This window comes from Scytonema hankhaensis NUACC26 (genome assembly GCF_045865695.1).
Classification (GTDB): domain Bacteria; phylum Cyanobacteriota; class Cyanobacteriia; order Cyanobacteriales; family Nostocaceae; genus Scytonema.
The window spans coordinates 92,227-118,054 of the sequence record NZ_BAACAP010000237.1 but is presented as its reverse complement, the minus strand read 5'-3'; the positions used below and the strand labels follow the sequence as shown (position 1 = coordinate 118,054).

20 protein-coding genes and 10 pseudogenes are annotated in these 25,828 nt (G+C 41.1%); 14 read left to right on the top strand and 16 right to left on the bottom strand.

Features of this window, described 5'->3' with window-relative positions; genetic code table 11:
• The first annotated feature begins 81 nt into the window (after positions 1-81).
• The gene (locus ACKTT2_RS38890) at positions 82-276 is read left to right on the top strand and encodes a hypothetical protein (protein ID WP_407896510.1); all 195 of its coding nucleotides are present in this window, start codon (positions 82-84) and stop codon (positions 274-276) included.
• 211 nt (positions 277-487) lie between these two features.
• Here ACKTT2_RS38890 and hetL read toward each other — a convergent pair whose 3' ends face one another.
• A complete protein-coding gene (hetL, locus tag ACKTT2_RS38885; RefSeq protein WP_407896508.1) occupies positions 488-1,255 on the bottom strand; it encodes a heterocyst differentiation pentapeptide repeat protein HetL in 768 nt (255 codons plus the stop codon).
• Between the two features lie 208 nt (positions 1,256-1,463).
• Positions 1,464-1,790 (bottom strand): annotated as a pseudogene (locus ACKTT2_RS38880) (ArsR/SmtB family transcription factor); the annotation flags it as partial.
• A gap of 334 nt (positions 1,791-2,124) precedes the next feature.
• Between ACKTT2_RS38880 and ACKTT2_RS38875 the strand changes: the two are divergent.
• Positions 2,125-2,280 (top strand): annotated as a pseudogene (locus ACKTT2_RS38875) (Photosystem Q(B) protein 1); the annotation flags it as partial.
• 216 nt (positions 2,281-2,496) lie between these two features.
• Complete coding sequence (locus ACKTT2_RS38870; protein WP_407896506.1) at positions 2,497-3,120, top strand: 4Fe-4S single cluster domain-containing protein; 624 nt, start codon at positions 2,497-2,499, stop codon at positions 3,118-3,120.
• 245 nt (positions 3,121-3,365) lie between these two features.
• Here ACKTT2_RS38870 and ACKTT2_RS38865 read toward each other — a convergent pair whose 3' ends face one another.
• Entirely contained in the window at positions 3,366-3,518 is a 153-nt protein-coding gene (locus ACKTT2_RS38865; RefSeq protein WP_407883979.1) for a hypothetical protein, read from the bottom strand.
• Positions 3,519-3,547: 29 nt separating this feature from the next.
• On the opposite strand from ACKTT2_RS38865, the pseudogene ACKTT2_RS38860 reads away from it, so the two are divergent.
• Positions 3,548-4,889 (top strand): annotated as a pseudogene (locus tag ACKTT2_RS38860) (transposase).
• Positions 4,890-5,102: 213 nt separating this feature from the next.
• Positions 5,103-5,315 carry a hypothetical protein gene (locus ACKTT2_RS38855; protein WP_407896504.1) on the top strand — a complete coding sequence of 71 codons (213 nt, stop codon included), beginning with the start codon at positions 5,103-5,105 and terminating at the stop codon, positions 5,313-5,315.
• Positions 5,316-5,418: 103 nt separating this feature from the next.
• On the opposite strand, the gene ACKTT2_RS38850 is transcribed toward ACKTT2_RS38855, so the two are convergent.
• The 4 genes and pseudogenes from ACKTT2_RS38850 to ACKTT2_RS38835 form a co-directional block, all read right to left on the bottom strand.
• Positions 5,419-5,985: a PIN domain-containing protein gene (locus tag ACKTT2_RS38850; protein WP_407896502.1), complete on the bottom strand. Its 567-nt coding sequence runs from the start codon at positions 5,983-5,985 to the stop codon at positions 5,419-5,421.
• Complete coding sequence (locus ACKTT2_RS38845; protein ID WP_407896500.1) at positions 5,982-6,452, bottom strand: helix-turn-helix domain-containing protein; 471 nt, start codon at positions 6,450-6,452, stop codon at positions 5,982-5,984. The genes ACKTT2_RS38850 and ACKTT2_RS38845 overlap by 4 nt, the downstream gene beginning before the upstream one ends.
• A gap of 725 nt (positions 6,453-7,177) precedes the next feature.
• Positions 7,178-7,381 (bottom strand): putative nitrogen fixation protein NifT, encoded by a 204-nt coding sequence (gene nifT / locus ACKTT2_RS38840; RefSeq protein ID WP_407896498.1) that lies wholly within the window; start codon positions 7,379-7,381, stop codon positions 7,178-7,180.
• A pseudogene (locus ACKTT2_RS38835) lies at positions 7,378-7,554 on the bottom strand (nitrogen fixation protein NifZ); the annotation flags it as partial. The gene nifT and the pseudogene ACKTT2_RS38835, both read right to left, overlap by 4 nt.
• 184 nt (positions 7,555-7,738) lie before the next feature.
• Here ACKTT2_RS38835 and ACKTT2_RS38830 point away from each other — a divergent pair.
• Together ACKTT2_RS38830 and ACKTT2_RS38825 are read left to right on the top strand one after the other, a co-directional pair.
• Positions 7,739-7,867 (top strand): annotated as a pseudogene (locus ACKTT2_RS38830) (nitrogenase component 1); the annotation flags it as partial.
• Positions 7,863-8,027 (top strand): annotated as a pseudogene (locus ACKTT2_RS38825) (4Fe-4S binding protein); the annotation flags it as partial. The pseudogenes ACKTT2_RS38830 and ACKTT2_RS38825, both read left to right, overlap by 5 nt.
• Positions 8,028-8,235: 208 nt before the next feature.
• Here ACKTT2_RS38825 and ACKTT2_RS38820 read toward each other — a convergent pair.
• From ACKTT2_RS38820 to ACKTT2_RS38805, 4 genes and pseudogenes are all read right to left on the bottom strand, one after another.
• Positions 8,236-8,460, bottom strand: a complete 225-nt coding sequence (locus ACKTT2_RS38820) for a hypothetical protein (protein ID WP_407896496.1) — start codon at positions 8,458-8,460, stop codon at positions 8,236-8,238.
• A 361-nt stretch (positions 8,461-8,821) separates the two neighbouring features.
• Positions 8,822-9,037 (bottom strand): annotated as a pseudogene (locus ACKTT2_RS38815) (phytanoyl-CoA dioxygenase); the annotation flags it as partial.
• A 448-nt stretch (positions 9,038-9,485) separates the two neighbouring features.
• A pseudogene (locus ACKTT2_RS38810) lies at positions 9,486-9,677 on the bottom strand (hydrogenase expression/formation protein HypE); the annotation flags it as partial.
• A gap of 17 nt (positions 9,678-9,694) precedes the next feature.
• Positions 9,695-9,842, bottom strand: a pseudogene (locus tag ACKTT2_RS38805) (AIR synthase related protein); the annotation flags it as partial.
• A gap of 91 nt (positions 9,843-9,933) precedes the next feature.
• On the opposite strand from ACKTT2_RS38805, the gene ACKTT2_RS38800 reads away from it, so the two are divergent.
• A protein-coding gene (locus ACKTT2_RS38800; protein WP_407896494.1) for an IS1 family transposase occupies positions 9,934-10,624 on the top strand; the annotation gives its coding sequence in 2 pieces (ribosomal slippage) (positions 9,934-10,266 and positions 10,268-10,624; 690 coding nt in all).
• A 23-nt stretch (positions 10,625-10,647) separates the two neighbouring features.
• Here the strand turns inward: ACKTT2_RS38800 and ACKTT2_RS38795 are convergent.
• Positions 10,648-11,696 (bottom strand): annotated as a pseudogene (locus tag ACKTT2_RS38795) (NADH:flavin oxidoreductase/NADH oxidase); the annotation flags it as partial.
• Between the two features lie 718 nt (positions 11,697-12,414).
• Here ACKTT2_RS38795 and ACKTT2_RS38790 point away from each other — a divergent pair.
• From ACKTT2_RS38790 to ACKTT2_RS38780, 3 genes are all read left to right on the top strand, one after another.
• Positions 12,415-13,887 carry an amidohydrolase family protein gene (locus ACKTT2_RS38790; protein WP_407896492.1) on the top strand — a complete coding sequence of 491 codons (1,473 nt, stop codon included), beginning with the start codon at positions 12,415-12,417 and terminating at the stop codon, positions 13,885-13,887.
• A gap of 202 nt (positions 13,888-14,089) precedes the next feature.
• Positions 14,090-15,577 (top strand): amidohydrolase family protein, encoded by a 1,488-nt coding sequence (locus ACKTT2_RS38785; RefSeq protein WP_407896490.1) that lies wholly within the window; start codon positions 14,090-14,092, stop codon positions 15,575-15,577.
• A 217-nt stretch (positions 15,578-15,794) separates the two neighbouring features.
• Positions 15,795-17,111: an MFS transporter gene (locus tag ACKTT2_RS38780; protein ID WP_407896488.1), complete on the top strand. Its 1,317-nt coding sequence runs from the start codon at positions 15,795-15,797 to the stop codon at positions 17,109-17,111.
• A 158-nt stretch (positions 17,112-17,269) separates the two neighbouring features.
• Here the strand turns inward: ACKTT2_RS38780 and ACKTT2_RS38775 are convergent, their stop codons facing one another.
• Positions 17,270-18,313: a BMP family protein gene (locus tag ACKTT2_RS38775; protein WP_407896486.1), complete on the bottom strand. Its 1,044-nt coding sequence runs from the start codon at positions 18,311-18,313 to the stop codon at positions 17,270-17,272.
• Between the two features lie 75 nt (positions 18,314-18,388).
• Between ACKTT2_RS38775 and ACKTT2_RS38770 the strand changes: the two genes are divergently transcribed.
• Positions 18,389-18,883 carry an ureidoglycolate lyase gene (locus tag ACKTT2_RS38770; protein ID WP_407896484.1) on the top strand — a complete coding sequence of 165 codons (495 nt, stop codon included), beginning with the start codon at positions 18,389-18,391 and terminating at the stop codon, positions 18,881-18,883.
• A gap of 50 nt (positions 18,884-18,933) precedes the next feature.
• Here the strand turns inward: ACKTT2_RS38770 and ACKTT2_RS38765 are convergent, their stop codons facing one another.
• Complete coding sequence (locus ACKTT2_RS38765) at positions 18,934-19,914, bottom strand: CHAD domain-containing protein (RefSeq protein ID WP_407896482.1); 981 nt, start codon at positions 19,912-19,914, stop codon at positions 18,934-18,936.
• A gap of 395 nt (positions 19,915-20,309) precedes the next feature.
• Here ACKTT2_RS38765 and ACKTT2_RS38760 point away from each other — a divergent pair, with 395 nt between their 5' ends.
• Positions 20,310-21,392 carry a DUF3616 domain-containing protein gene (locus ACKTT2_RS38760; protein WP_407896480.1) on the top strand — a complete coding sequence of 361 codons (1,083 nt, stop codon included), beginning with the start codon at positions 20,310-20,312 and terminating at the stop codon, positions 21,390-21,392.
• Here ACKTT2_RS38760 and ACKTT2_RS38755 read toward each other — a convergent pair.
• Positions 21,382-21,786: an NIL domain-containing protein gene (locus ACKTT2_RS38755; RefSeq protein ID WP_407896478.1), complete on the bottom strand. Its 405-nt coding sequence runs from the start codon at positions 21,784-21,786 to the stop codon at positions 21,382-21,384. The genes ACKTT2_RS38760 and ACKTT2_RS38755 overlap by 11 nt on opposite strands.
• 154 nt (positions 21,787-21,940) lie before the next feature.
• On the opposite strand from ACKTT2_RS38755, the gene ACKTT2_RS38750 reads away from it, so the two are divergent.
• Positions 21,941-22,531 carry a thioredoxin family protein gene (locus ACKTT2_RS38750; RefSeq protein ID WP_407896476.1) on the top strand — a complete coding sequence of 197 codons (591 nt, stop codon included), beginning with the start codon at positions 21,941-21,943 and terminating at the stop codon, positions 22,529-22,531.
• 361 nt (positions 22,532-22,892) lie between these two features.
• Here ACKTT2_RS38750 and ACKTT2_RS38745 read toward each other — a convergent pair whose 3' ends face one another.
• Positions 22,893-25,691, bottom strand: a complete 2,799-nt coding sequence (locus ACKTT2_RS38745; RefSeq protein ID WP_407896474.1) for an MHYT domain-containing protein — start codon at positions 25,689-25,691, stop codon at positions 22,893-22,895.
• Between the last annotated feature and the right edge of the window lie 137 nt (positions 25,692-25,828).

The window sequence follows — 25,828 nt, the reverse complement described above, 5'->3', positions numbered from 1 at the left end:
TTCGATTGTTACTACATTACTTGAAGTATAGAGAAATACCTGTATTTAACTGATTCATCCCGCATTTATGCAACGCCATCGATGATTCTATCTTGGTACGAGCAAAAAGCCGTTGCGATTTTACTCACCTTACTCTATTTGGGAATAAAAGATATTCGCCTTGGAGCAACTCTACCAGCATTTATCTCACCCAATGTATTTAAGCTGCTGTCACAGAAGTATAATTTACAGCCAATTACCAAACCAGATGCTGACTTAGCAGCTTGTCTTGCATAGCTTACCCTTGTGGTATTTACTCAGATCCCCGACTTCTAAAACAAGTTGGGAATCTGTTTTTCAGCGTTAAAAACCTTATAGCTATCGCTCTCATATGAGTTCTTTAAGTATTTTTTGTGTCAGTACTTAACATACCGAATTGGGTGGATAGACAGAATCTTTTCGTATAATATGCTGGCTTATGTATATAAGTAAAAATTTTTGTGCGTTTTCAGATTGTATAAACCGAACCATCTGGCATAGTAACTCCAGTCAAATCAACATTTGTCAACACAGCACCTGTTAAATCGGCATCTCTCAAATTTGCTTTGCGTAAAATTGCTCCTGTGAGATCGGCATAACTCAAATCGGCTCCTTGTAAGCTGGCTTCACTCAGATCGGTTGGTTTCATTCCCTGTTGTAGCGATTGATTCAAATGGGCACGGCAGAGTTTTGCACCATTCAGATTTGTTCGATATAAAACGGCTCCACTTAAATTAGCGTAGCACAGGTCTGCATTGCTTAAAATCGCGTGACCCAGATCCGTAATTCGATCCGACGTAGGACGCAAGTCTGCTTCAAACAAATTGGCATCTGCTAATCTGGCATGAACTAAGTTTGCACCACCCAAAATGGCTTTACTCAAGTTCGATCGCTCTAGATTGGTATGGCTCAACTTAGCACCGCTTAAATCTGCTTCTCGCAAAATGGCTTGGTACAAATCTGCTTCACTCAAATCTGTTCCCCACAGGATTGCCTCGCTCAAGTCTGCCCTTCGGAAACTGGCTTGACTGAAGTCCGTTTTGCCCAAGCGTGCTTGCCGCAAATCTGCCTGGTTGAGGTTCAAACCGTGTAGGTGAGCGTTATGCAAATCAACCTCGCATAAGTTCACTCTTTCAAACGATCGCTCTCCTGCTATGTACCGTCTCAATAGTTCTTCAACGGTTATATCGATTGTTGTTAATAGAGGTTTTGTTTGAAAAGAAGTTAACTTAGCCATTGCCCATTCAAGGTAAATATTATTCTGTAATTCACTTATAGAAGAAGAATTTGAGGAACTTGTGAGGAAAAGCGAGCGCATCTTCCCAAAACTCACCCAGTTTCTAGCGTTGAGAACGGGATGCTTGCTCTTTTGTTCTAGTTTTCTGTAGTTTAGTACTTTTCTTTGAAGCACTACCATTTGATTGAAGGGCAGCGGCTTGCAGAAAAGTTTCTGCCTGTTGCCGTAGGCGATCGCCAATTTGACCACAAGCTAATTCACAAAACTCGAATACCAGGGGGTCGGCAATTTCATAATAAGCACTAGTTCCCTTTGCCTGACGGGAAAGAATTCCTGCTTGCGTCATCACCTTAAGATGTTTAGAAAGATTCGCCTGTCCCAATCCTGTCTCTTCACATAGCTCCATTACATTCATCGGTCCTGACCGGAGGCATTGCAGAATCTGCAATCGACTCGTCTCCGAGAGAATTTTGAAATAATCTGCAACGGCAGCGAGGACAGCGATTGGAACTGGTGGTTTAGCGGATTTAGGCATTGGGCGGCGGGAAATCGTAAAAGTTTAATAACTATATAGTAGTTTAACTCAATTATTCGTTATTGTTGCAGTAGTTAGTCTTTATGAGCTTGTGAGCTCGTGAGGGCAATAAGCGGGATGGCATTTTGAGTAACATGAAAAGAGCTAGTGGACTAAAAAGCAAGTTATCAACCACGGGCAGAAGGGAGGGTGAGAGAGTGGGCTAACAGGTGCTTAGGATACACATCAATTATATTTATTAAAAACTATATAACTATCAAGTTATAAAAAAGAGAGCAAGCAAAACTTGCCGACATCTTCCATGCATTCTTACTCAATTCATACGGATTAAACCATGACAACAATCTTGGAACGCCGCGATCGCGGCAATTTTTGGAATCGATTCTGCAATTGGATTACCAGCATTGAGAATCGGCTGTATGTGGGTTGGTTTGGGGTATTGCTTATTCCAACAGCATTGGTGGCAGCCATCTTAAACCTGATGAAATTCAACTCAACACTCCTTCTCGTCCCCGTGTCTTGGTTCGTCAGTTAGATGCTAGGGGTAATAACATCACAGAATCCAGCAGTTATGTTTGTCAGAATCTCAGGTGTGTCAGCGCTAATGTCCTATCCGCACTTGCTAAACAAATTTACACTGTCATTAAAATTCCAGTGCGTTGCCCTCCGAGGACTTCGCTACAGTTAACACTAAGGAGCTAAAGAAATGACAACTAAGCTAACTAACCCATCACTAGCACTTAGAGAAATTCCCTCTGGCTATCTCAACATTATGGGTTATGTTGATTGCTCAGAAGTTAATGGCCCTGGTTGTCGTGCTGTTATTTGGGTACAAGGTTGTGCGCGTGAATGTCCTGGCTGCTTTAATCCTGACTCTTGGTCATTTGAAATTAAGCAATTAATTGCTGTTGATACCCTGGTTGAAAACATTCTCAGCAATCCCCGTAACACGGGTGTAACTTTCTCTGGGGGCGAACCATTTTGGCAAGCACCTGCACTAGCAGACTTAGCTCGTCAAGTTAAAGCTGCTGGGTTAAATGTCATGTCTTTTAGTGGCTTCACTCTTGAACAACTACAGTCTGAATCTGCACCGCCCGGTTCGCAAGTATTGTTAGAACAACTAGATATCCTGATTGACGGGCCTTTTGTGCAATCTCTGGCAATTAATTCTCCTGATTCCCCAGTAGCTTCAAGCAATCAAAAGGTTCGTGTATTTAACTCAACTTTGCAAGACCAGATTACTTGGGCCAGCAATCAGATAGAAGTTCATATCCTCAAAGATGGTAGCCGCATTGTTACTGGCTATCAAGGTGGATTGAAATTAGTATAAGTTAACTTAGATAACAATACCTTTGCCAATTGTGAAGAGAGGTGGTGGTAGAGAAGTGAAGTTAAAGAATCTAAGAAGTCTAGTACTAGAACATCGATTCAGTAACAGGCGATCGTAAGGTAAGTCAGTCAGCCCAGTCAAAAAAGTTGGTAAGTAATAGTTGTATGAACGAATCCAAAAGCAAAGGTAAGTTGAAGAGAATGAAAATCACATAGCTGGGTGAAGGGGGTCGAGACAATTTGCTATCAACCACCTGTTGGGGCGATAAGTTGGGTACGGCTTGCGGCTAAGCGATCGCACTTACCTGACGAGCGCTTGTGACTGAATCGGTGTTCTAGGTGAAGTGAGAAAACCTGAAAAAAGAAGAGGGCAATAGTAGTAGAGTTGTTGTTTACCACAACGACAACTCAGAAAGCAATTTTAGCCCATGTTAGAAATTCTAGCACTTTTACAATGCCTACAACCTCATGTCAAGTCAAAAACAGTGCGTCAATTGAACCAGATCGTGCAAGCAATGCTTGCGATGACAGGACTCTTAACGATGTTAGGTATTTCTCGTTGGACGGTTCAAGGCGGGAGTTACCGAAGTCTCTGCAGATTTTTGGCGACAGTGCTACCGTGGTCAATGCTGTTTTGGGCTTTTTTTCGGCAACATTTGTGGAGTCAAAATGATATTTATTTGTGAGCAGGAGATGAAGTAATTGTGACAAAAGCGGGTCAAGAAACTTCTGGGTTGGATAAATTTTTTTCCAGCTTAGTAAATCAACCTGTATCAGGGCTATCTTTCTTTACATTGTCATTAGTCAGTGTTCAGAAAAGACCTTCATTTCCCATTCTCTTAGAACAAGTGATAAAGAGCAATATAGAAAAAATTGCTCTCGCATCAAACCCAGAAGTAAAACCTCAAGAAAACCGAGGACGTGGACGACCAAAAGGTAGTAAAAATAGAAACAAAACTCAGGTGATATTTACACCGGAATTCCGGCGAATTCAGAAAATGATTCAGGCATTATTGAAGTTAATAGCAGGCTTTATGCCTCTAACCTACTTAGTGTTAGATGGTCATTTTGGTAAGAAGAATGCCCTGCAAATGACTCGCTCTGTTAACTTGCACCTAATTTCCAAGTTACGCCACGATTCAGCATTGTATATCCCCTATCAAAAAACTAACCCCAACGAGCGCTCTCGTCGTAAATACGGTGATAAAATTAATGTCCGTAACATTCCACAGGAATATTTGCGTCAAAGTCGTGTTGATGAAGATATTCAATCCGATATTTATCAAGCCACTTGACTTCATAAAGAATTTGCCCAGTCTCTCAATGTAGTTATTTTAGTGAAAACTAATCTCAAAACTCATGCCCGGAGTCATGTCATTCTATTTTCTAGCGAGCTAAATTTGGATTATAACAAAATCATAGACTACTATAGTCTCCGCTAGAAAATAGAATTTAACTTCCGGGATGCCAAACAGTTTTGGGGATTGGAGGATTTTATGAACTTAACCCAAATTGCTGTGACTAATGCTGCTAACATGAGCATTGTTTATGGTCAACTTATCCTACTGTCTGTTAGCTCAATTTCGCTCCTGTCATCCTGGTTCTGGAATTGTTGACCTCAAGGCTTTCTATCGTGGTTTTCAATATGTCTGGGAAATGTTAAAAATGCTGCCCGTAAAACCAGAGCCTATAATATTCGCCCAAATTTTTGCCAAGCTTACCTCCTTGGGTCCTATTCATCCCCTTTCTACAGAAGTTGAACCCTCGTAAATTGGCGAAGGTATTATTTTGAATAAAAATATTTCTGATGTTTCCCGAACTAATGTGGATGTCACCAAAGATCCCGTCCTCTACCAGAATAAGCTGACGATTCGCCCCACAAACAAAGATTTGAACGTAATCTCACGAGAATGTCCGCACAAATATCGGCAGTCTTTAAGATGAAAGGAGGTCAAGGTTTATCCTGAACCAACAGATCCCGTGGTGGCGTTAGCGTTTAAGCTAATTGATAATGAGTTTGGTCAACTCACTTACACTCGCCTATATTCTGACACTCTCAAACAAGGCGATCGCCTTTACAATAGTCGCACAAAAAAGCTTCTCCGCATCAACCGACTCGTGCGGATTGAAGTGGATAAGCGACAGGAACTACAAACAGCATCATCAATGGAACAGAAAACCGGGATAAGAAAATAAAGTCAAAAATCTGGGCAAAATCCCTGTCATGTATATATATAGCTGAAAGCCTTGTTTTACGTTCTTTAAGAGGTTTTGAGTGCGGTAGAAATAAGTGCTTTGCTCATAATCCGCACTCCGTTTGTAGGTATGCAACGGTCTTTGATAAGCCGCAACGGATAAGCTTTTGCAGGAGCTCGGCCATCGTGCAAGGAGGCGAGCGTAAACTTTGATGCTGCTGTCTTAGTGCCGTGAGGCTTGAGGTAGGAGAATCCATAAAACATTGCAGGATGAAACTATCAGGATGCACTGCGGTTAATCTGTATGGAGCAAGGGCAGCATCGGGGAAGTCCTTTAGGTTAAAGGTGACGATCGCATCACAGTTGCCCGTTATAGCAGCCGCTACGATATGCCTATCATCCGCATCAGGAAGCGTGATACTGGGGATGTGGTGTTCAAAGTCTTTTACCAGTGCATCTGGATTACGAGCGTTCATTAGCTTGCTAGTACGCTCAAGGCGATCTAGCAAGAGATCGGGACGTGCCTCAAGGAGATTTTGAATCCACTCCTGATGAATCATCTCTGACCATTTTGGTGCATACACACCTTCTATGGCTAGCCACATCAGTAAATCTCGCAACGGTGCAGAATAGAGGACACACGCATCTAAAAGTGCCATAGGATAGGTCATGGTAGATCGTAGAGTCCCATATCTTGTGCTTCTTTGGTCAACTCGGACATGATGGCAGATTGTCGTTGTTTTTCAGTTTTTTGATAATGAAGCAGCTCTTGGAGCAGTACGCGGCGATAAATCCCTACTTTTCGTGAAGGAATCGTGCCTTCATCCAATAGTTTTATCAGATAGGGACGTGAGACTCTTAAAATATCCGCCGCTTCTTGGGTAGTGAGTTCGGCACTGTGAGGCAAGATAGTTACAGGCTCACCACGGCTTACCGATTGTAGTACATTGACCATCAATTGAAACATCCCGCTTGGGATGGTGATGCGGGTATCTTGCATATCAGAATCAAGGATTGCAAGGGTGATGGTATCGGGAGGATTGGCTATAAACGCCGAGATAGCTTCTAAGGCTTGGCTTGCAAGGGTAATTGCTTCAGAGGTAGGGGTATAGGGTTCGATGGGGCGATAGGTAGCCATACACATTTTCCTCCGCACACTGTGCGATCGTCATACTCTATTAAGTATATCGATATTCTCGAAACACTCGCAACAGTAAAAATAGTCGAAAAATTACAAAAAAAGGGAACAGGGAACAGGGTAGAAAACTTTAGTTCTGAGTTTAAAGCGAGCATCACAAAGGCACGTCCCAATCATCTAAAGTTACATCAGAGGTGCATAAATATCCCCTATATGTAGATAGAAATCCATGTCCTGAAAAGTAAAAAAGTGTATCACCTTTAAAGTCACTTGAAAGAAGTTTTTGATAAGATTCTCTTAATTTGGCTCTCGTAATAGGACTGCCGTTTTCCATTTTGTCTATTGCGCTTAACAGTGTGTTAAATTGATAAAGAAACTTGTTGGAGAAGCGCGAAAAAACGTTTGTAGAGACACGATGAATCGTATCTCTACATCCAAAATTTGGATCGCGAGCGAAGTGAATTTCAAAGTTTTGTTGGTGAATTGCTACTACTTGCAGTCATGCTTCTGCTGTTGCTCTCAGTTCGGTGGTTTCATCTCTAAACCTCCAAATTTTCTGATAAATGCACTTCTTCGCTAAATTCAGTTAGAAATAAAGAGAGAGTATCATAACCCCTTCTACTGGTGAGCTTTTATTTGTCAAGTAAATTCTAGCTCCATTCGTAAGATCGATAAGATTGAGAAAAGTCCCCGGCTTGTAGGCAAAGAACATCAGCAAGCCTATCCTAAGATAACCTTTTAGCCTCTATCGTTTGCGGTAATCGTAAAGGTTCTGGTAAATCTGGGATCGCGAGCTTCCAACCGTTTGCTAAGGTTAAAATTTTACCCTCACATCCTTCTGTTTGTTTTACTACTTCTTCCTCAAGATCTTTTTTAGCAAGATAGACTACTAGATGTCCCGCAGCATTCTGACGAAGCATGGCTTTCATTTGATTTCCTCAACAGTTTCTAGTTCTTTTTTGCGACAGCCGACGATAAAGCCCCGATCGATGAAATGCACTGCATATATATAGGAATTTTGCAAAAATGTCCCAATACTAACGACATAGCCGATTTCTCCCTTTTTTGCTAGTGTTGCCCCAATTTCGGTTCTTTCGTAGGTGTCGTGCTAAATGTTTAATTACAGTCGATAAATGTGCTTTAAAATCAAGGCTTACAGGTGCTTCTAGTCTAAATTTTCTCAATCTTGCCTACGAGACAGCTAATAATGGCTGTTAAGATTTTCCAGCATGGGTTTCAAGCTTATTTATTGACGAATTTAGCACGCGCTTTGTACGCAAGAACCGCTCAATGTCACGATCTGCTCCAAAGCCTTAATCAATGTGGCGAGAAAGATGGAAGAACGCTATGGTACCCCCTACATTGAAGAATCTTTCTACGGTGTAGAGGACATGAATCGCTGTTTGCGGAATATCGACACTCACTGGTTTAACTTTTAGGGATAAAGTCTGGACGCCCCAATTCGTTCAAGAAATTAACCAAGACAAATGCATTGGATGTGGCAGATGTTTTAAAGCGTGCGGTCGGAACGTGCTCATACTACAAGCATTGAATGAAAACGGAGAGTTTGTAGAAATTTTTATATGTCATTTCGCACGCTCATTTACAATAGTTTGCCCTCGTTAACGTGAACGAATGAGTTGGTTAGAGTTGATGTAACGCTCATCTCTAACCAGGTATCTGCACTCTTCATACTCCCCTAAGTGGGCAAGAAATGGGTTTAACTTAAGTTAACTAAAAATTCAGTTAACGAAAAAGAGTCAACTCAATCTGGAGTTCTCTCTTAATAACGCACATAGTAGCCAGGAACCCATATCCGACGGTTGTGCCTTCTCTCCCAATGCCCTGGAACCCACCGCCGTCTTTCAACTCGCCGACTGAGGACTACTGGGGCTGGAGATCTGTGAAAACGAGGTCTTGCACCAACCTCAAATGCAGATGCCTGTGTTGGTATAGAAGCGATTGCGAACGGTAGAGCAAGCAATGTACCTGCAATAATACGTTTCATCAACAAATCTCCTTTGGTTAATTATATGAAGTTCAGTTGGTAAAATTTTTATCCAACTTAATATCAATGATAGAAATTGAAGCCCTCCTTCAGTAGGGAAAAATGTAACACATTCAACCATAACTTTAGTAGGATTTATATTATGACTAATGTCATGCCTTTGGTAGCCCAAACATTTTTTGGGGATTTCTGTGTTTTTTATTATATAAATCTGTGAACCCAGACAAGCTAATAGGCACTGGTATTAACCCAGTCTAAACATCGATTTGGAGTCTAAGAGGTTGTTTGAAAAGTGGTTGGCTGTGATTTTAGGCACTTATCGATCCCCCCAGCCCCCCTTAAAAAGGGGGGAAAATACTTTTAAATAGATAATGATTTTAACCATGCGACGATCTTCAGCATCCAGATGCCATAATTCTGTTATCACAGGCTTCTCATTGGCAAAATCTCGACGTAAATGCACGCCTTGGAAAGCAATAGGAAGACCAATATAATTCTCTACAATATTGAGCAATCGCTCTTCGCTTCCCCATGTATAGAATTCAGGTAAATCTGTGACAGTAAAAATTTGAGGATAGGCTGGATTTTCTGGACTTCCAAAGTTCTGCCGCTCTACACGAGCAGATAAAACTGCCTCTATTGTTAATTTAACACTGCCAGCGCTTGTTGCAGAAATTGAGAAAATTTGAGAAACTTATCCTCGTCATCCCCATCAACAAGCCTTCGCAATTCCTGACTTACGTCAAGAACTCCTTGCTTATGTTCTTAGAAGAACTTCGAGTTGTTATGTCGTTGTTGATAATAGTAAGCAACCATCTATTAGTTTCAATTCTTTCCCTGATTCCGGAAAGAAAAGGTTATGTATACAAGCTCTAATTCATGAAGGAATTGAGCAAATTATTCAAAAAAATGCAGAACAGGTCAGTCACCAAATTCCCGCAGCAGTCGATCCAAACAGTGCTCCTTCTCATTGGTTTGGCTGATATCCTATCCTCAGAGCAAGTAGTTAGCGCGATCGCAGCTGTTTAGCATATCCGTGGTAGCTGTTCTCCACTTAACATATCAACGATGCGTTGAGCGCCAATTTTACTCTTCATCGTCACCAAACCAGATGTTTTTTCAGTCACATTGCCAATAATTTGAGCAAATTTTCCTAGAGGATGCGATCGCATAATTTCTATTGCTTTTTGAGCAAATTCTGGTGGGAGAAAAGCGATAAATCTGCCTTCATTCGCCACATAAAGCGGACGCGCTCCGCTCATGGCTAAATCATTGACAGTGCCGTTGACTGCTAGCATTCCGATATCGCCGCCAGGAAAGAACAGGGGTTGAACTACATAGGAATCGGTGGTAAAAGCAATTCTGCCACTTTTGAGGTGAATTTCGGCAGCATCGTGCGGCGGTCGCTCGCCGTAGCTAAACGTTGCCAAAAACGGCGTTGCATAATAGAGGGATGATTTGGGGTTTTCTACTGTGCAATGTCCATACTGTGAGTCTACTGAAATTCGGAAAAACGGTAAACGAAGAGGTAAACAAAACCACATTTGTGTCAATTGTGGTCGTCAATTTATAAATGTTTACAGTCCACTAAGAGGGTACTCAAATGAAATCAAAAAAGAATGTTTGAGATTATACTGTAATGGCATGGGATTTAGAGCAATAGAGCGAGATAAAGCGGTTCATCATACGACTGTAATTAACTGGGTTAAACAAATTGGTGAGCAACTTCCAGACGCACCCCAAGTTCAAGAGATACCAGAAGTGGGAGAATTAGACGAACTGGAAACCTTTATAGGCTCAAAAAAACAAAGTTTGGCTATGGACTGCAGTAAATCATTTTCGTGGGGGAATTTTGGCTTGGGTGGTAGGCGATCGCAGTAGCGAAACATTTAAATTCTTGTGGGAAATTGTTTCTTGTTGGGGTTGTTATTTTTACGTAACAGATGGTTGGAAAGTTTACCCTTGTTTTCTCTCACCAGGAGACCAGATCGTAAGCAAAACCTATATGACCAGGATTGAAGGCGAAAATACTCGCTTACGCCATTATCTGGCAAGATTGCACCGAAAAACACTGTGCTATTCAAAATCAGTGGATATGCTTAAACATTCAATTCGATTGTTACTTCATTATTTAAAGTATAGGGAAATACCTGTGTTAACCTAATTGATCCCGCATTTATGCAACGCCGGATTGCGTAAAAACTCTCTCCCTATTAAAACAATATCGGCTTGACCCGTGCGGATAATACGGTCGGCTTGTTCTGCTGTTGTAATCAAACCTACAGCCCCAGTTAAGATATTTGCTTCATTGCGGATTCTGGAAGCAAACTGAGTTTGATAACCAGGTTTAAGGGGGATTTTTACATTTGGTAAAGTACCGCCACTCGAGCAATCAATTAAGTCTACGCCTAGTGACTTAAGTTTGTCTGCAAGCGCAATACTTTGCTCGATCTCCCAACCATTCTCAACCCAATCAGTTGCTGATATTCGTACCCACAAAGGGTAACCTTCCGGTATAACTGCTCGTATCGTTCGCGAAGCGCAAGCCGTACCCGGCTTATCGCACAATGTCTCTCAGAAGACGAGTCCGGTTTTCAAAACTACCTCCATAGTCATCGTCGCGATGATTAGTCAGAGGTGAGAGGAACTGGTGCAAGAGGTAGCTGTGAGCAGCGTGAATTTCAATCACTTTGAATCCTGCTTCAATAGAACGTTTGGCGGCTTGTACAAAAGCTGTGGTAATTTCTTGAATGCCAACAGTATCTAAAGCTTCAGGAACGGGGTGATTTTCATTAAAAGCGATCGCGAAGCGCAAGCTGTACCCAGCTTATCGCACTACTAGAAACCACAGGACGCCAACCACCGTTTGATTCATCTAAAATTTTTCGCTCCAACCAAAGTGCTGCAGTACTCGCTTTTCTTCCTGCATGAGCGAGTTGAATGCCCGCGAGCGCACCCAAGTTATGAATCACTGTCACAATTTTAGCAAGCTCTTCAATATGTCCGTCAGACCAAATCCCTAAATCTCGTGGACTTATGCGTCGTCCGCGTGGTTCCACTGCTGCGGCTTCTGTCAAAACTATACCCGCACCACCAACTGCACGACTTGCCTGATGAACCAAATGCCAATCATTAGCATAACCATCTGTACTGGAATATTGACACATTGGCGAGACAGCAATGCGATTGCGAAAAGTGACTGTACCAATAGTGAGTGGTTCAAATAAATGTGCCATCTTTATCTTTCCTAACTATTTGCCCACATTGTTCATTTCTTTGAGGATAACTCTTACTGCACTTGGTTGGCGTTGCCCACAAGCGCCCTGTCTAGGTGGATGAAAACTTCAGAAAATTAATCGCTCTCTCACCTCTTACCTCTACGTACTCTACGCCTCTGTGGTTAAATAAATGACTTTTGAACCGCAGAGGACACTCCAGAGCGCAGAGAGTGAAGATGAGAAATTGCCGCCAGAATCCAAATTTTATGAGTGACCTTGACAGGGCTAGCATTGCCTACCCTACGTGTATTTTACACATCAAATAGGATAATTATATTTAGTATATCTAATTATTAGATATACATAGTTTTAGGTTTACATATATTTTGTTTACAAAGGGTTGTCTTTTACCCAAATGTTATATAACAATACTAAACAAATCACCTATTAGTCGGTCAATAAACAGTATTTTAAATCCAATTTGCAAACCCTTTGACAGATTTCACGTTCCGAAAGTAATACCAATTCAGAAAAAATGCAACAGATAGTTAGGTGAGAGTCAGTCTAAGTAAGGCTTTCTCAATCCAAAACCCAAAATGGTACAACCTTTGTACAGTTTAGTAATGGGAGTTTTGCCATAAGTATGTGCATTGGATGTCATTTGCTTCGATTTTGGGTATTCGACACCTAATAAATGGCGAATATTGATTCGTTACACAAACACAGGGAAATCATCATGACTATTGCACTAGAACGTCCCAAAAAGAAAACACGTTCAGCAGAGATTCGCGAACAACTTGGATACCCCATCATTGATACTGATGTACATACCCAAGAATTTCCACCCCTGTTCTTAGATTATTTAGAGCAAGTAGGCGGTACAGCAATTGCAGAACGTTTCCAAGAACATTTACCCGGTTCATCTCGCTCTAAGTGGTTCAAGCAAACGTGGGAAGAACGTCGAGCTTACCGTACCACACGTCCTCCCTTCTGGACTCGTCCTACTGATAGTGCTTTAAATTTAGCTACCATTAGCTTACCTAAGTTGTTGCACGAGCGTTTGCAAGAAGCAGGTACAGACTTTGCTGTCGTGTATCCTAACTTAGCAACTATGGGTCCTCATATTGGTCATGAAGAAATGCGACGGGCAGTATGTCGCGCCGCTAACACCTACCATGCAGAAATTTTCCGCCCCTATTCTGACCGATTAACACCAATTGCCACTATCCCGATGCACACCCCAGAAGAGGCAATTGAAGAGTTAGAATATGCAGTAAAAGTTCTAGGGCTGAAAGCAATTCAAATTCCCGGTCATATTCGCCGTTCAATTCCCGCCTTCGAGAAGTATGGTGAGGAAGTTGCTAATGAAGCCATCTGGATTGATACCTTTGGTTTAGATAGCAAATATGATTATGACCCGTTCTGGGCGAAGTGCGTAGAACTCAAAGTTGTACCCACGACTCATTCTAGTGGTATGGGTTGGATCAATCGCCGCTCCATTTCTAACTATCAATACAACCATATTGGTCACTTTGCAGCAGCAGGTGAAGCTCTCTGCAAATCGCTGTTCTTTGGAGGTGTGACTTACCGCTTCCCCACTTTGAAATTTGCTTTTTTAGAAGGTGGTTCGGCTTGGGGTGCAAGTCTATATGCGGATTTAATTTGGCATTGGGAAACTCGCAACAAAGACCACTTGTTAGAAAATAACGACCCTGCCAAAATCAATCGTGAAGAATTGTTAGAGTATTACATTCGCTACGGTGGCGAGTTAGTACACAATCGCTTAGATGGACTAGGCAGTGGTTTAGGTTTCCATGCTGACTTAATATCCCCTATCGATCCAGGCGAGCAAGATGAATTTGCCAAAGCTGGGGTTAAGACTCCAGAAGATGTGCGCTCGCGGTTCCTAAATCATTTCTATTTTGGCACGGAGTCGGATGATACCCGTGTAGCTCATGCTTTTAACCGCAAAGCTAATCCGTATGGCGTTCGTATTAAAGCCTTTTTGGGTTCTGATTCTGGCCATTGGGACGTACCCGATATTACTGCTGTAGCTGCCAACGCCTACTCTTTTGTCGAACGTGGCATTCTCACAGAAGAGGACTTACGCTATTTCTTATTTATTCACCCATTGGAGTTGTATACCAGCCTCAACCGTGACTTCTTCAAAGGTACGTCCGTGGAAAAATATTTAGGGACTGGGGACTAGGGACTGGGGACAAGGTAGACAAGGTAGACAAGGTAGAAATAACACTCTGTTCTTGATCCCCAATACCCAATGCCCAATGCCCAATGCCCAATGCCCAATGCCCATTACCCCTTATCCCCAGAGGGGACCCCACCTGCCCCTTATCCCCAAAGGGGGCCCCTACCTTCCCCAATGCCCAATCCCCAATCGAGGAGAAGATATCATGACCATTGCTTTAGACCGTCCGACGCAAAAAACCAAGTCAGCTCAGATTCGCGAACAATTAGGTTATCCGATTATTGATACCGATGTTCATACTCAAGAATTTGAACCAGCAGTTTTGGATTATTTAGAACAAGTTGCTGGAAGTGCAATTGTCGAACGTTTCAAAGAACATTTACCAGGCGCTTCTCGCTTTAAGTGGTACAAGCAAACTTGGGAAGAACGTTTTGCTTATCGTACTAACCGTCCTAACTGGTGGGGTCGTCCGACTAAAAATACCTTAAATTTGGCTACCATCAGCTTGCCGAAGTTGTTGCACGAACGCTTGCAACAATCAGGTACAGACTTTGCTGTTGTGTACCCCAACTTGGCAACTATGGCTCCAAATATCGGTAACGAAGAAATGCGTCGAGCTGTATGCCGAGCACTTAACATTTACCATGCTGACATTTTCCGTCCCTATGCCGATCGCCTCACACCAATTGCTGCAATTCCCATGCATACTCCCCAAGAGGCGATCGAAGAATTGGAATATGCAGTGAAGGTACTGGGACTAAAAACAATTCAAATCCCTGGTTATGTTCGCCGTCCTATTCCTGCTTTTGAGAAGTATGGCAAGGAAGTCACAAACGAGGTGGTTTGGATTGATAACTTTGGTATAGATAGCGAATATGACTATGACCCATTCTGGGCAAAGTGTGTAGAACTCAAAGTTGTACCCACTACCCACGCTTCTAGTCAAGGTTGGACGACTCAACGCTCAGTGACTAATGCTCAATACAATCATATTAATCACTTTGCCTTTGCAGCAGAAGCACTGTGCAAATCTCTATTCTTCGGTGGCGTTACCCGTCGCTTCCCTACCTTAAAATTTGCTTTTATGGAAGGTGGTGCAGCTTGGGGTGCGAGTCTTTATGCTGATATCCTTTGGCATTGGGAAACTCGTAACAAAGAACATTTGTTGAAAAATAATAACCCTGCTATTTTAGATCGAGAAGCACTCAAAGAACTCTACATTCGTTATGGTGGAGAACTAGTGCGCGATCGCTTGGATGGACTAGGTGATGGTCTGGGATTCCACAGCCAACATTTTGCTCCTCTCGATCCGGGCGAATTAGATGAATTTGCAGATGCAGGAATTGAGAAGCCAGAAGATGTGCGCGATCGCTTCCTGAATCATTTCTACTTTGGTACTGAATCAGATGATACCCGTGTAGCTCAAGCCTTTAACCGTGCAGCTCTTCCCTTTGGCGAGCGTGTCAAAGCTTTCTTAGGTTCTGATTCTGGTCACTGGGATGTACCTGATATCACCACCGTCACCGCCAACGCTTATGCCTTAGTAGAAGGGGAAATTATTACCGAAGACGATTTACGCTATTTCTTGTCAATTCACCCATTGGAATTATACACCAGTCTCAATCGTGACTTTTTCAAGGGTACAGCTATTGAGCAACAAGCAGAGGAATACTTAGCGAGTGTCGATCGCTAAAAGCATTCTATTTGCAAGAGCTTTCACTTCGCCAGAGCGATCGCATGACTGGTGCGATCGCGTTTTTTTAACCTAATGATAAGAATACTAAGTATTTGCTTCACTAACTTTACGTTCGACTAATATAGATCTAGAAGAGTTAACTGTAATGCTCAAGTCCGAGCGAACTTTTGACCGTTATAAAAAGATTGTAGACGTTTACAAAAGGAAGACACTGATGGAACAAAATCATAGAGAACATTTTGATGAAGACAAACTGAGATTAAGTTCTTTTCAAATGCCACCTGCTCTGAAATCTTTAAATGTTTGTTGTTTTGTTCTTGGAGAAAGTGTATCTTTTTTTGGTTCTTGGATGACCCAAATAGCCTTGGTATGGATGGTTTATCAATTAACAAATTCAGCCGTGTTAGTTGGTGTTGCTGGATTTACCAATCAAGCGATGGGTTTGATTATTACACCTTTGGTAGGAGTTTTATTGGATCGCTGGAATGTTCGATATGTATTACTGATAACTCAATTATTATCCATTCTTTTATCCTCTCTTCTGACTCTTCTAACTCTTAACGGTCATCTCAACGTTATATGGATTATTGTCATTGGTACTTTTCAGGGAACAATAAAAGCTTTCGATCTACCAGCCCGCTTGGTAACAATTCCCAGGCTTGTAGAAGATAAAGCAGAGACTTACAGCGCTATTTCCATCCATTCTTTCTCGATTAATACAGCTAAGTTTGCCAGCCCTATGATTGCAGGTATACTACTTGCAAGATCGGGAGCAGCAGCTTGTTTTTTAATAGATACTATTACTTATATACCCTTTATCTCTGCAATTTTAACAACTCAAATTAGAGCAGTTTCTAAAAATTCCTCATCTAAAAAAACTTCTTTTTTGAAGAATTTGAAAGAAGGATTTGTTTTTGCTTATGATTTTTTGCCTATAAGATATGCTTTTGTGTTACAGATCGTTATTTGCTTTATGGCAATGACTCATGTTAACCTAATGCCTATTTTTACTCAAAAAATATTGTCTGGTAATGCAGAAACTATGGGATTTTTGATGACAGCTTCAGCTTTAGGTTCTATAATTGCTGGTCTTTATCTTATTCTTCGCAAGCAAGTTATAGGTTTAGAAAAAGTTATAACACGTTCTACAGTAATTTTAGGCTTAGGCTTAATGCTTTTTTCTCGTTCTAACAGTATAGAAATTTGTCTGATTTTCATTTTTCTAGTAGGTATGAGTAATACTTTAACGCTAGCTGCAATTGGGAACTTTGTACAATCAATTTTACCAGACGAAGATAAACGAGGTAGGGTAACCAGTATATTTACAACAGGTTTTTTGGGAGTATTGCCTTTTGGTAATTTGTTTTTTGGTGGATTAACAAACCAAATTGGAGTTGCAAATGCTCTATTTTTTGGTGGGATGTGTTGTCTTTTAGGAGCTTTTTATTTTTCCAGACAAGAATCTAAAATGAGAAGTATATTACATTCAATATATGTAAAGATGGGATTAATAGTAACCAGTGACCAGTGAATAGCAGTCCGTGTAGAAGTTATCAATACCTCTCCCTTGTCTTCCTTATTCTGACACTATAAGTTGTTGTGTCAGTAGAGATGGCTTAACCCACTAAGTGATTTAGACCAAGCACGCCGTCAGTTCATCCATCTCTAATTCCATTACAAATTATGTTGTTATGTCCTTGCTTGTTTAACACATCGCGTATTCTTTCCGCCTTCCTGACATTTATCAAAAGTAATTTTTTTAGTAACAATTTCTTGTCTTATATTCAATACCTTCTCTTGAATTTGTTTGGGAACCATCGTTCCAAACTTTCCCAAGTTTAATATCTCTGGTTTTTCTAAACCTATTGTATAAATTTGACCTTTAATTTGATTTTGTTTTGCTAGTTCTGCTAAAAAAGCTATTGCTAAGTCAAGTCGTTTGACAGCACTCGTTAAAACAGCTTTAGGTGCGACTTCTAGCTGATCTAGAGTATTACCAAAAGCGTAAACTCCCTTTTCACTAGCTGTTTGCAAGACAGTAGGTGAGGCAGTATCCAACCACTGATAGATAACATCAGCACCGGAAGAAATAATGGCAACAGTTGCTTCTTTTGCTTTAGCAACATCATTCCAATCCCCTGTAAATGTGGAGCTAATTTTGATATCGGGCTTGATAGATTTTGCTCCTAATTCAAAACCACGCAATTCCTGTTGAGTTGCTTCAAATTCTTGTCCGGCAATGTATGCTAACTTATTAGATTTTGTCATTGATGCACCAATAATTCCACATAAGTAGCTTGCTTGCAGATGATCTATCCTCAAAGAAGCTATGTTAGTCCCACTGACTGCTCCATTAACACCAACAAAAAAAGTTTTAGGAAACTTGGGCGCAACCTGTTGAATTGCTGCATCAAATTGTCCTCCATGAGCAACAATTAGGTTATACCCCCGACGTGCAAAGTCTGAAAGTGCCTCCGTTTGGTCTGCTTGTGGAACTTGTTCGACATAAGCCGTTTCAGCACTCAGTTTTTGTTTGGCTAGCTGTAACCCTTCGTAACCCGATTGATTCCACGCTTTATCTGTAATAACGCCAGGAAGTGCGATCGCTATTTTAAATCCTCCACTATCTCCTGTCTTTACTGACTTATTACTGCAAGCTTTCAATAGTAAACTAGTACTTAAAGTAGCTGAACTATATAAAAGAAACTGACGCCTGCTAAAGTTTGCTGCCATATATAAGCCTTAAAAGGTATAAAGTATAAAGAATAAAGGATAAACTGATAATTTTCCATTTAAATGTAACGATCTATGACGATATCAAAGACAGTGCAGCAGTTACAGGCTCAATGGATAACCCCTGAGAACTTTCGCCGATACGGACAGGTAATTTTTTCCAGTCAAGACGGTAAATACTTTGATGGAGAAGATGCTCAATTGGTACTCAATAAAGGCACTCCACGCTTTTATATCATGCAACTACAAAGTAGAGGGCAGAAATTTCACAAAATTACCCGCCACGTGCAATGCACTCAGTGCTTGGGTTCCTTGGACGGAAAAGATTGGTTAATGGCAGTTTGTCCTCCTAAGAATGACTTGAATGAACCAGTATTAGAGGATATAGCAGCTTTTCGTATTCCAGGAAATTGCTTTATCAAGTTAGAAGTAGGGACTTGGCATGCTGGACCTTACTTTGAACACGAGGTTGTAGATTTTTACAATTTAGAATTGAGCGATACCAATGTTGTAGACCATTTCACTCACGATTTTCTCAAAAGTCATAATTTGGAGTTTGAGATGGTGTGACCATTACCAGTCCTGTAGTATTTAGTTGACCGCCTAGTATGCCTAAATCTCTACCCCCTATTCCCTGTATCTAACACCATAGAATGAAATTCGTGTCTAGTCTCAACTTTTAGATATCGCTCTTGTAAAGGTTGCCATTGCTGCCATAACTGATAACGATTTTCCGCTAGCAAAGTTGCTAGTGTGGGAAACTGAGTTTGAACATCTGATTTCAAAGCGTGAGTAAGCCATCCTGCCAAAACAACACTATCTTGCATTCCGCCCAAAATTTCTTGAATATTTTTGATTTCTTCTATGTAAGCTGTGTAAGGCTCGTCATAGATGTCAGAGAATAACTCCATCTGATAGCGCAGGCGTTTAGCTTGTTTCCGCAAACTATGAAGTGTTTCCCCTTTTTCTGACAATTGTTGCTCTACTTTTGCTGCTTTCCAGTTTTTGGAAATAACAATTTCTGTTTCCTGTAACTGAGTTCCAATAAGCCATCCTGGATGTAAAAAAAATTCACTAATTTCAGGTAAAAGCAAATCTGGTAACACTTGCTCAATTGCCATATTTCCAAGTGGTTGGTAGGTTGGTTCTTCTAACCACTCTTGCAATTTCCCTTTGAGAGATTTGTAACGCTCATTCTTTAATGTTGCTTTTACATCTGAGAGAGCATCTTCACGTTGTTCTTTCAAAACATCCAAAGCTACTTGCAATTGCTCCTGTTCTTTACGGGATAAACGCGGTCGGTAAATATTTTCCAAAGTTTCTTTAAGCACATCTAAATCTCTAAGATTACCCAAGCAACGTGCTATTTTTCCAATATTTTTATTACTAACTGCCTTTGGCAAATCTAAAGCCGGAGCAAAGCTTGTTACAGTGGTACGCAAGCGCCGCATTCCTACTCTCATTTGATGCAGTGCTTCGGGATCTTTATCTTTTTTGACTGCTGCTTCCCACTTTACCGTTTTCTTCAAATGTTTCTGAAGCGCTGAATGAGCACAATTTCCTAAAGTTTTTTTTTGCTTAGGTTTTGAAGCTAATGTCATAGTAATTGATACACCTATAATACCAAATATTTCATTGCACCAAGTTCTTGAATAGTATCATTTAGTGAAAAATGCACACAGTGTTTTGGTAGCTAATTACATTATTTCTTTATATTTTTTTACTTAAATTTAAGCTTTGTGTATTAATTTAGTAGATTTTTATATAAATTGTAATCATCCATATGAAAGATTTTTACTTAATCACACCTTACGGAAAATACTGATGCTATAGTTATATAGTAATTAGAAATGATTGGTGAAAATTTCTAAGTAGGGTAGGCATTGCCCACCAATAGAGTTTTGGTGGGCAATGCCCACCCTACTACTTATATTTCAAAAATCAAAGACGAGACATATAAGTAACAAAATACAATTAAAAATTGACTAAATTTATAATGAAAAATACAACTTCATTGATACAGCAGGTTTTACTTACATTCAGTGCTAGTGATTTTACAAAATATAGAGACGATCTTTCTGCAGTACTATTCACAAAAGAAAAATACCTGTGGTTGGGTTCAGATGAAACCTCAACTCTTGAACGCCTTTGTTTAATCGAAAATAATCAATTTGCAGAACACAAGCAATTTCATGTAGCAAATTTTATAAATTTACCGGCTCCAGAAGAAGAAGAGATCGATATAGAAGGACTTGCTCTTAACGAACATTATTTATGGATTGTTGGTTCTCACAGCTATAAACGGAAGAAAACTAAATCTAATAAATCGGATGAAAAAAATATTAAAAGACTAACAAAAGTGGAATCAGAACCAAATAGATATTTTATAGGACGTATTCCCTATGTAAATGGAGAATTATTTCCATCTTGTCCGCACCCTCAAAATTCCGATAAAGTTTTATCTGCAGCAAAATTGGAGGTAACCGACAATGGTAACTTGCTCATGGAGGCATTAGCAAATGACCCTCATTTGGGTGTTTTTGTGCAAGCAGAAATCCCAGGAAAAGACAATGGCTTTGATGTTGAGGGAATTACTATTCATCAAAACAGAATTTTTATGGGTTTGCGCGGTCCTGTTTTGCGGGGCTGGGCGATTGTACTAGAAATAGAATTAGAAGATTCTAGCCCTGGACTGATGAAATTAAGAGAAATTGGAGAAGAAGGACATAAGTATAAAAAGTATTTTCTTTCTTTAAATGGTTTGGGAATAAGAGATATATTTTTCACCGGTCAAGAGTTTATTATTCTAGCAGGACCTACTATGGATTTAGATGGTCCCGTACAAGTGTATAGTTTGAAAAATGATGGAAATTTGCAAGACAATATCTTGTATTATCCAAAGGTTGTACTCGACATTCCTTATGGCAATAAAGACGACCATGCAGAAGGAATAACTCCATACCAAGATATAACTGGGGTTCCTTCATTGTTGGTAGTTTATGATTCTCCCAGTAAGAAGAGACTAGTAGACGATACAGGTGTGATGGCAGATGTATTTCAGTTAGATGCTATAGGTTAGTGGATATTGCTTGTACCGGACACGTAGGAATACACTGTTCGCAGACAATACAGCGCGATCGCGTGAATGTCAGTTTGTAACTTTGGGGATCTAGGTTGAGGGCTTCTGTGGGACAGACTCCCGTACATAATCCGCAATGCACGCACAAGTCTTCATCAATCATGATTTCTCCTAAAGCCTGAGAAACATTGATATTTTGCGATCGCATCCACTCTATCGCTGCATCCAATTCATCAATATCGCCTGACAATTCTACCACCAATTTACCAATCTGATTGGGAGCTACTTGAGCGCGGATGATATTTGCTGCTACATTAAAGTCTCGCGCCAATCGGTAAGTCACAGGCATTTGAACAACTCGTCTGGGAAAAGACAGGGTAACTCGTTTTTTCACGTTTATACCATTTTGGATTTTAGATGCGTGGATGCGTGGATTAAGAAAACACTGCATCTACTCTATTGTATATATCCCGTTTTACTTGGTGAACGCGCCGAACAACAAGCTAAACTGAAGATACTAGCAATTAATATCTTTTAATAATTCTGTTATGAGTCCGGAATCACCTGTTAACTCAGAAGAAAAATCTGAATTCTCTGTAGTACCGCGCTTGAGAAACTTCTTAGTTGCAACAGTTGCGATCGCTCTTAGCGTTGCTCTATTTTTAGGGTTAAGGACAGACACAACGTCAGCCTCCCTAACTCAGTTAGACGAGCATTCAACACCATTGGAAGTCGCTTTAACCAATGATAAACCCTCATTCGTAGAATTTTATGCGAACTGGTGTACTGTTTGCCAAAAAATGGCACCAGACATTGCCCAACTAGAACAAGAGTACGCTAATAAAGTTAACTTTGTCATGTTGAATGTAGATAATACCAAGTGGTTGCCAGAAATGTTGAAGTATCGTGTGGATGGTATCCCTCACTTCGTGTATTTAAGTAAAAATGGCGAACCCATTACACAGGCAATTGGCGATCAACCTCGTACCGTCCTAGCAAGTAATTTAGAAGCTCTAGTTGTTGGTTCTCCTCTACCATATGCTCGAGCGAGTGGTAAAATTTCCCAATTTTCTGCACCAGTTGCACCAACAAACACTCAAGACGATCCCCGCAGTCACGGAAGTCAAGTTGTTAATTAAGTATCACTCCATTATACAATACAAACCCAAAATTACCCAAGGCGCTTACATTGTTCGTCATTAGTCTAGCTGAACTTTATTCCACTCCCAATACTACTCGGTTAAGTAGGGTGGGCAGTGCCCACCATTAGCTGTTGGTGGGCACTGCCCACCCTACTACGTATTTAGCAGAGGTTACTGGGGAGGAAAAAAGGCAAAACACGACAAGTATTTATTCCACTCCTGCATATAGGATGGGCTGTCTTCCCTACCTACACCCATAAGTAATCTCTTGTAGGTAGGGAAGACAGCCCATCCATTTAATGTTGGTGGGCACTGCCCACCCTACTGCCATTAACATGGGGGGACATCTTGCTAACGGTTACCGCTTCACAGAATGCTTGCCATTGCCATTACCAACCACTATAGAATCACCTACAGCATACTCGCGAGTATCAATCACCTCCATTGCCATAGGATTGTCAATAACATTTTCCTTCTTCTCCTCAGTCTTAAACACCGCAACAGAATTTTGCAATTGCTTTGCCACATCTACAGTTCGATCCAAAGAACTAGAAACCAAACGCGAAAATTCACTCGTATGGAAAGAATCATTAGCAATCTGCTTCATCAATGACGCCACTAACTCTGAAGTTTGCGCTTGGGATACCGTTGCATCAGAAATTAACTGCACTAACTTATCAATTTGACGGGACACATCTAAAATTTCCCCAAGTTGTATCTTCGTATCTCTCACCAAATCTGTCCCCTCTACCACTTGAATCATTCCCTCTTCCACAGCTTTCACTACATCCGTAGTTTCCACCTGAATATTATCGACAATTAGCTCAATTTCTTGAATCGCTTGTGTGGATTGAGCCGCTAATTGACTCACTTCTTCTGCTACCACAGCAAAAGCTCGACCTTCTGCACCCACCTTTGCTGCTTCAATACTCGTATTAATTGCAATAATATTGGTTTGCATAGCAATTTGCTTAATCAAAGCCACCACTCTGTAAATCTCTTGAGAAGATTCACCCAATCGCTTCACTTTCTTAGCGGCTTCTGACATGGTTAAACGCAAATTCGTAATGCTACTAACTGTCAGATCCATCGAATTCTTCCCAAGTTCAGCAGTTGTGGAAGCGGTACGAGCCATAATTGCAGCTTGGTAGGCGCTATCAGCCACAGCTTTAATGGAAAGCACCATTGCATCTAGAGACTGTAAAGTGTTAGTAATTTCCTCAGCTTGTTTCAAAGCATCATCTGCCAACAAACGTATTGCCTCTGAGTTTTCCCCAACATAAACATTCACCTGTTTGGCAGTGTGTTTCACCTGAACCACAATGTGCTGTAAATTTTCAATAATGGCATTGAAAAAGTCAGCGACAACCCCAATTTCCCCAGTAGAAATTTCTGCACGTACTGTCAAGTTACCTTTAGACACTTCCCGAACATCATTCAGCAATGCCACGACTTGCTGTTGCAACATTTCCTTACTACGTCGCAACATTTCTTGTGCCTGTGTCCGTTCCGTAATATCCGCTTGTACTCCAATAAAATGAATCACCCGTCCCGAAGCATCTCGTACTGGTGAAATCGACAACTGATTCCAAAAAGGAGTCCCATCTTTACGATAATTCTTAATTGCAACTTGGCAATCCCGCTCTTCCTTAATAGCGTCTTGCATCTCTTTCACTGTTACAGGATCTGTCTCAGACCCTTGTAAAAAACGGCAATTCTTCCCTACTACTTCCTCTTGGGTATAACCCGTTATTGCTTCAAATGCAGCATTGCAAAAAATAATCGGGTTATCTGGCTGACGCGGATCTGTAATCAGAATACCATTGCTAGCTGCAGCAACAGCGCGATCGCGCAACCGTAAAACTTCCTGTGCTTGCTGCAATTCGTGCAACAAACTCGCTTGTTCTAAAGCAATCCCTACCTGAATTGCCAATTGTCGGAATAACTCAACCTCCGTCTTTTGCCAAAGCCGAAAACCGCTACACTCGTGGCAAAACAGCAAACCTTCAAGTTGATTATTTTTTAAAATCGGTGCTGCCATATAAGCCTTAATTTGGAAAGATTCTAAAATCTCCAAATGTTCGCGAGCAAAACCCACATCGTAAATATTATTAGTCACCCAAATCCGATTGCCATAGTGAGTTTCAATATAACGTTCCCAAAAAGAATCATTTACTATATGCCCTAGAAGAGGATTCCAATGTGACGCTACCGTTTCAGCAATAATTGTGCCACTCCAGTCAGGATTGAAGCGGTAGATAACCACCCGGTCTGTACCCAAAGCTTGCTGCACTTCATTAACAGCCCTATTAAGCACATCATCCAACTTTAGAGAACGACGAATACGGAGAGTCATTTCTGTAAATTGTTGCGCCCGCAAAACTTCCGCTTCCTGCTGTCTCAACAGTATAGCTTGGGCTGACATCCGGCGATCGACAAAAGATGTCAGTAGCGTAAAACCCAAAATCATGACAGTAGAAGCCCCAATCCCAGTTGCGAGCCAGGTGAAAGATGAATTTGCCTGACTTGCCAACACCGAACCCACAATCTGAGTTGGCTTGAAAGAAGCTGCTGCCATTCCTGTGTAGTGCATACCAGCGATCGCACATCCCATGAGCAACGCACTTAATATCCGCGATGACCTTCCCGTGCGACTCGTTTGCATCCGGAAGTGAAAAGCAATCCATAAAGCGGCGATAGATGCAGCAATTGCAACAGCCACTGACAGTAAAAACAGCACGGGATCGTAATGAGTGCGAGCCTCCATCCGCATCGCCGCCATTCCAATGTAGTGCATGGCAGCAATCCCTATACCCATTAACACACCCCCAAACAGCAGGCGTTGCCAACTCAAAAATTTGCGACTTGCAAGAAAGAGTGCTCCTCCCGAAGCCAAGATAGCAGGTAGCGTTGATAAAATAACAGTCCCCACGTCATAGGCAATAGGCACTGGCAAATTAAAAGCTAGCATAGCGACAAAGTGCATCGACCAGATACCAATCCCCATCGTGATACTACCGCCAATCAACCAAGCCAGTCTAACCATTTTCTCAGCCGCTGTCACCCGCCCTGCTAAGTCTAGAGCCGTGTAAGATGATAGTATTGAGATCGCTACAGATAGCGCCACTAAGCCTTGGTCGTAGGTACTACTCATCATTGGTAAATTCCCCTGCTATTTTAAAACAAACTGTTTGAATAGTTTATTAAACTCTTATTCCTTGTATCTTTTATTATCAGTATTTTATCACCACAAACAGACACATAAATTTGGTAGTGCTTTCAGCAAGCAATGTC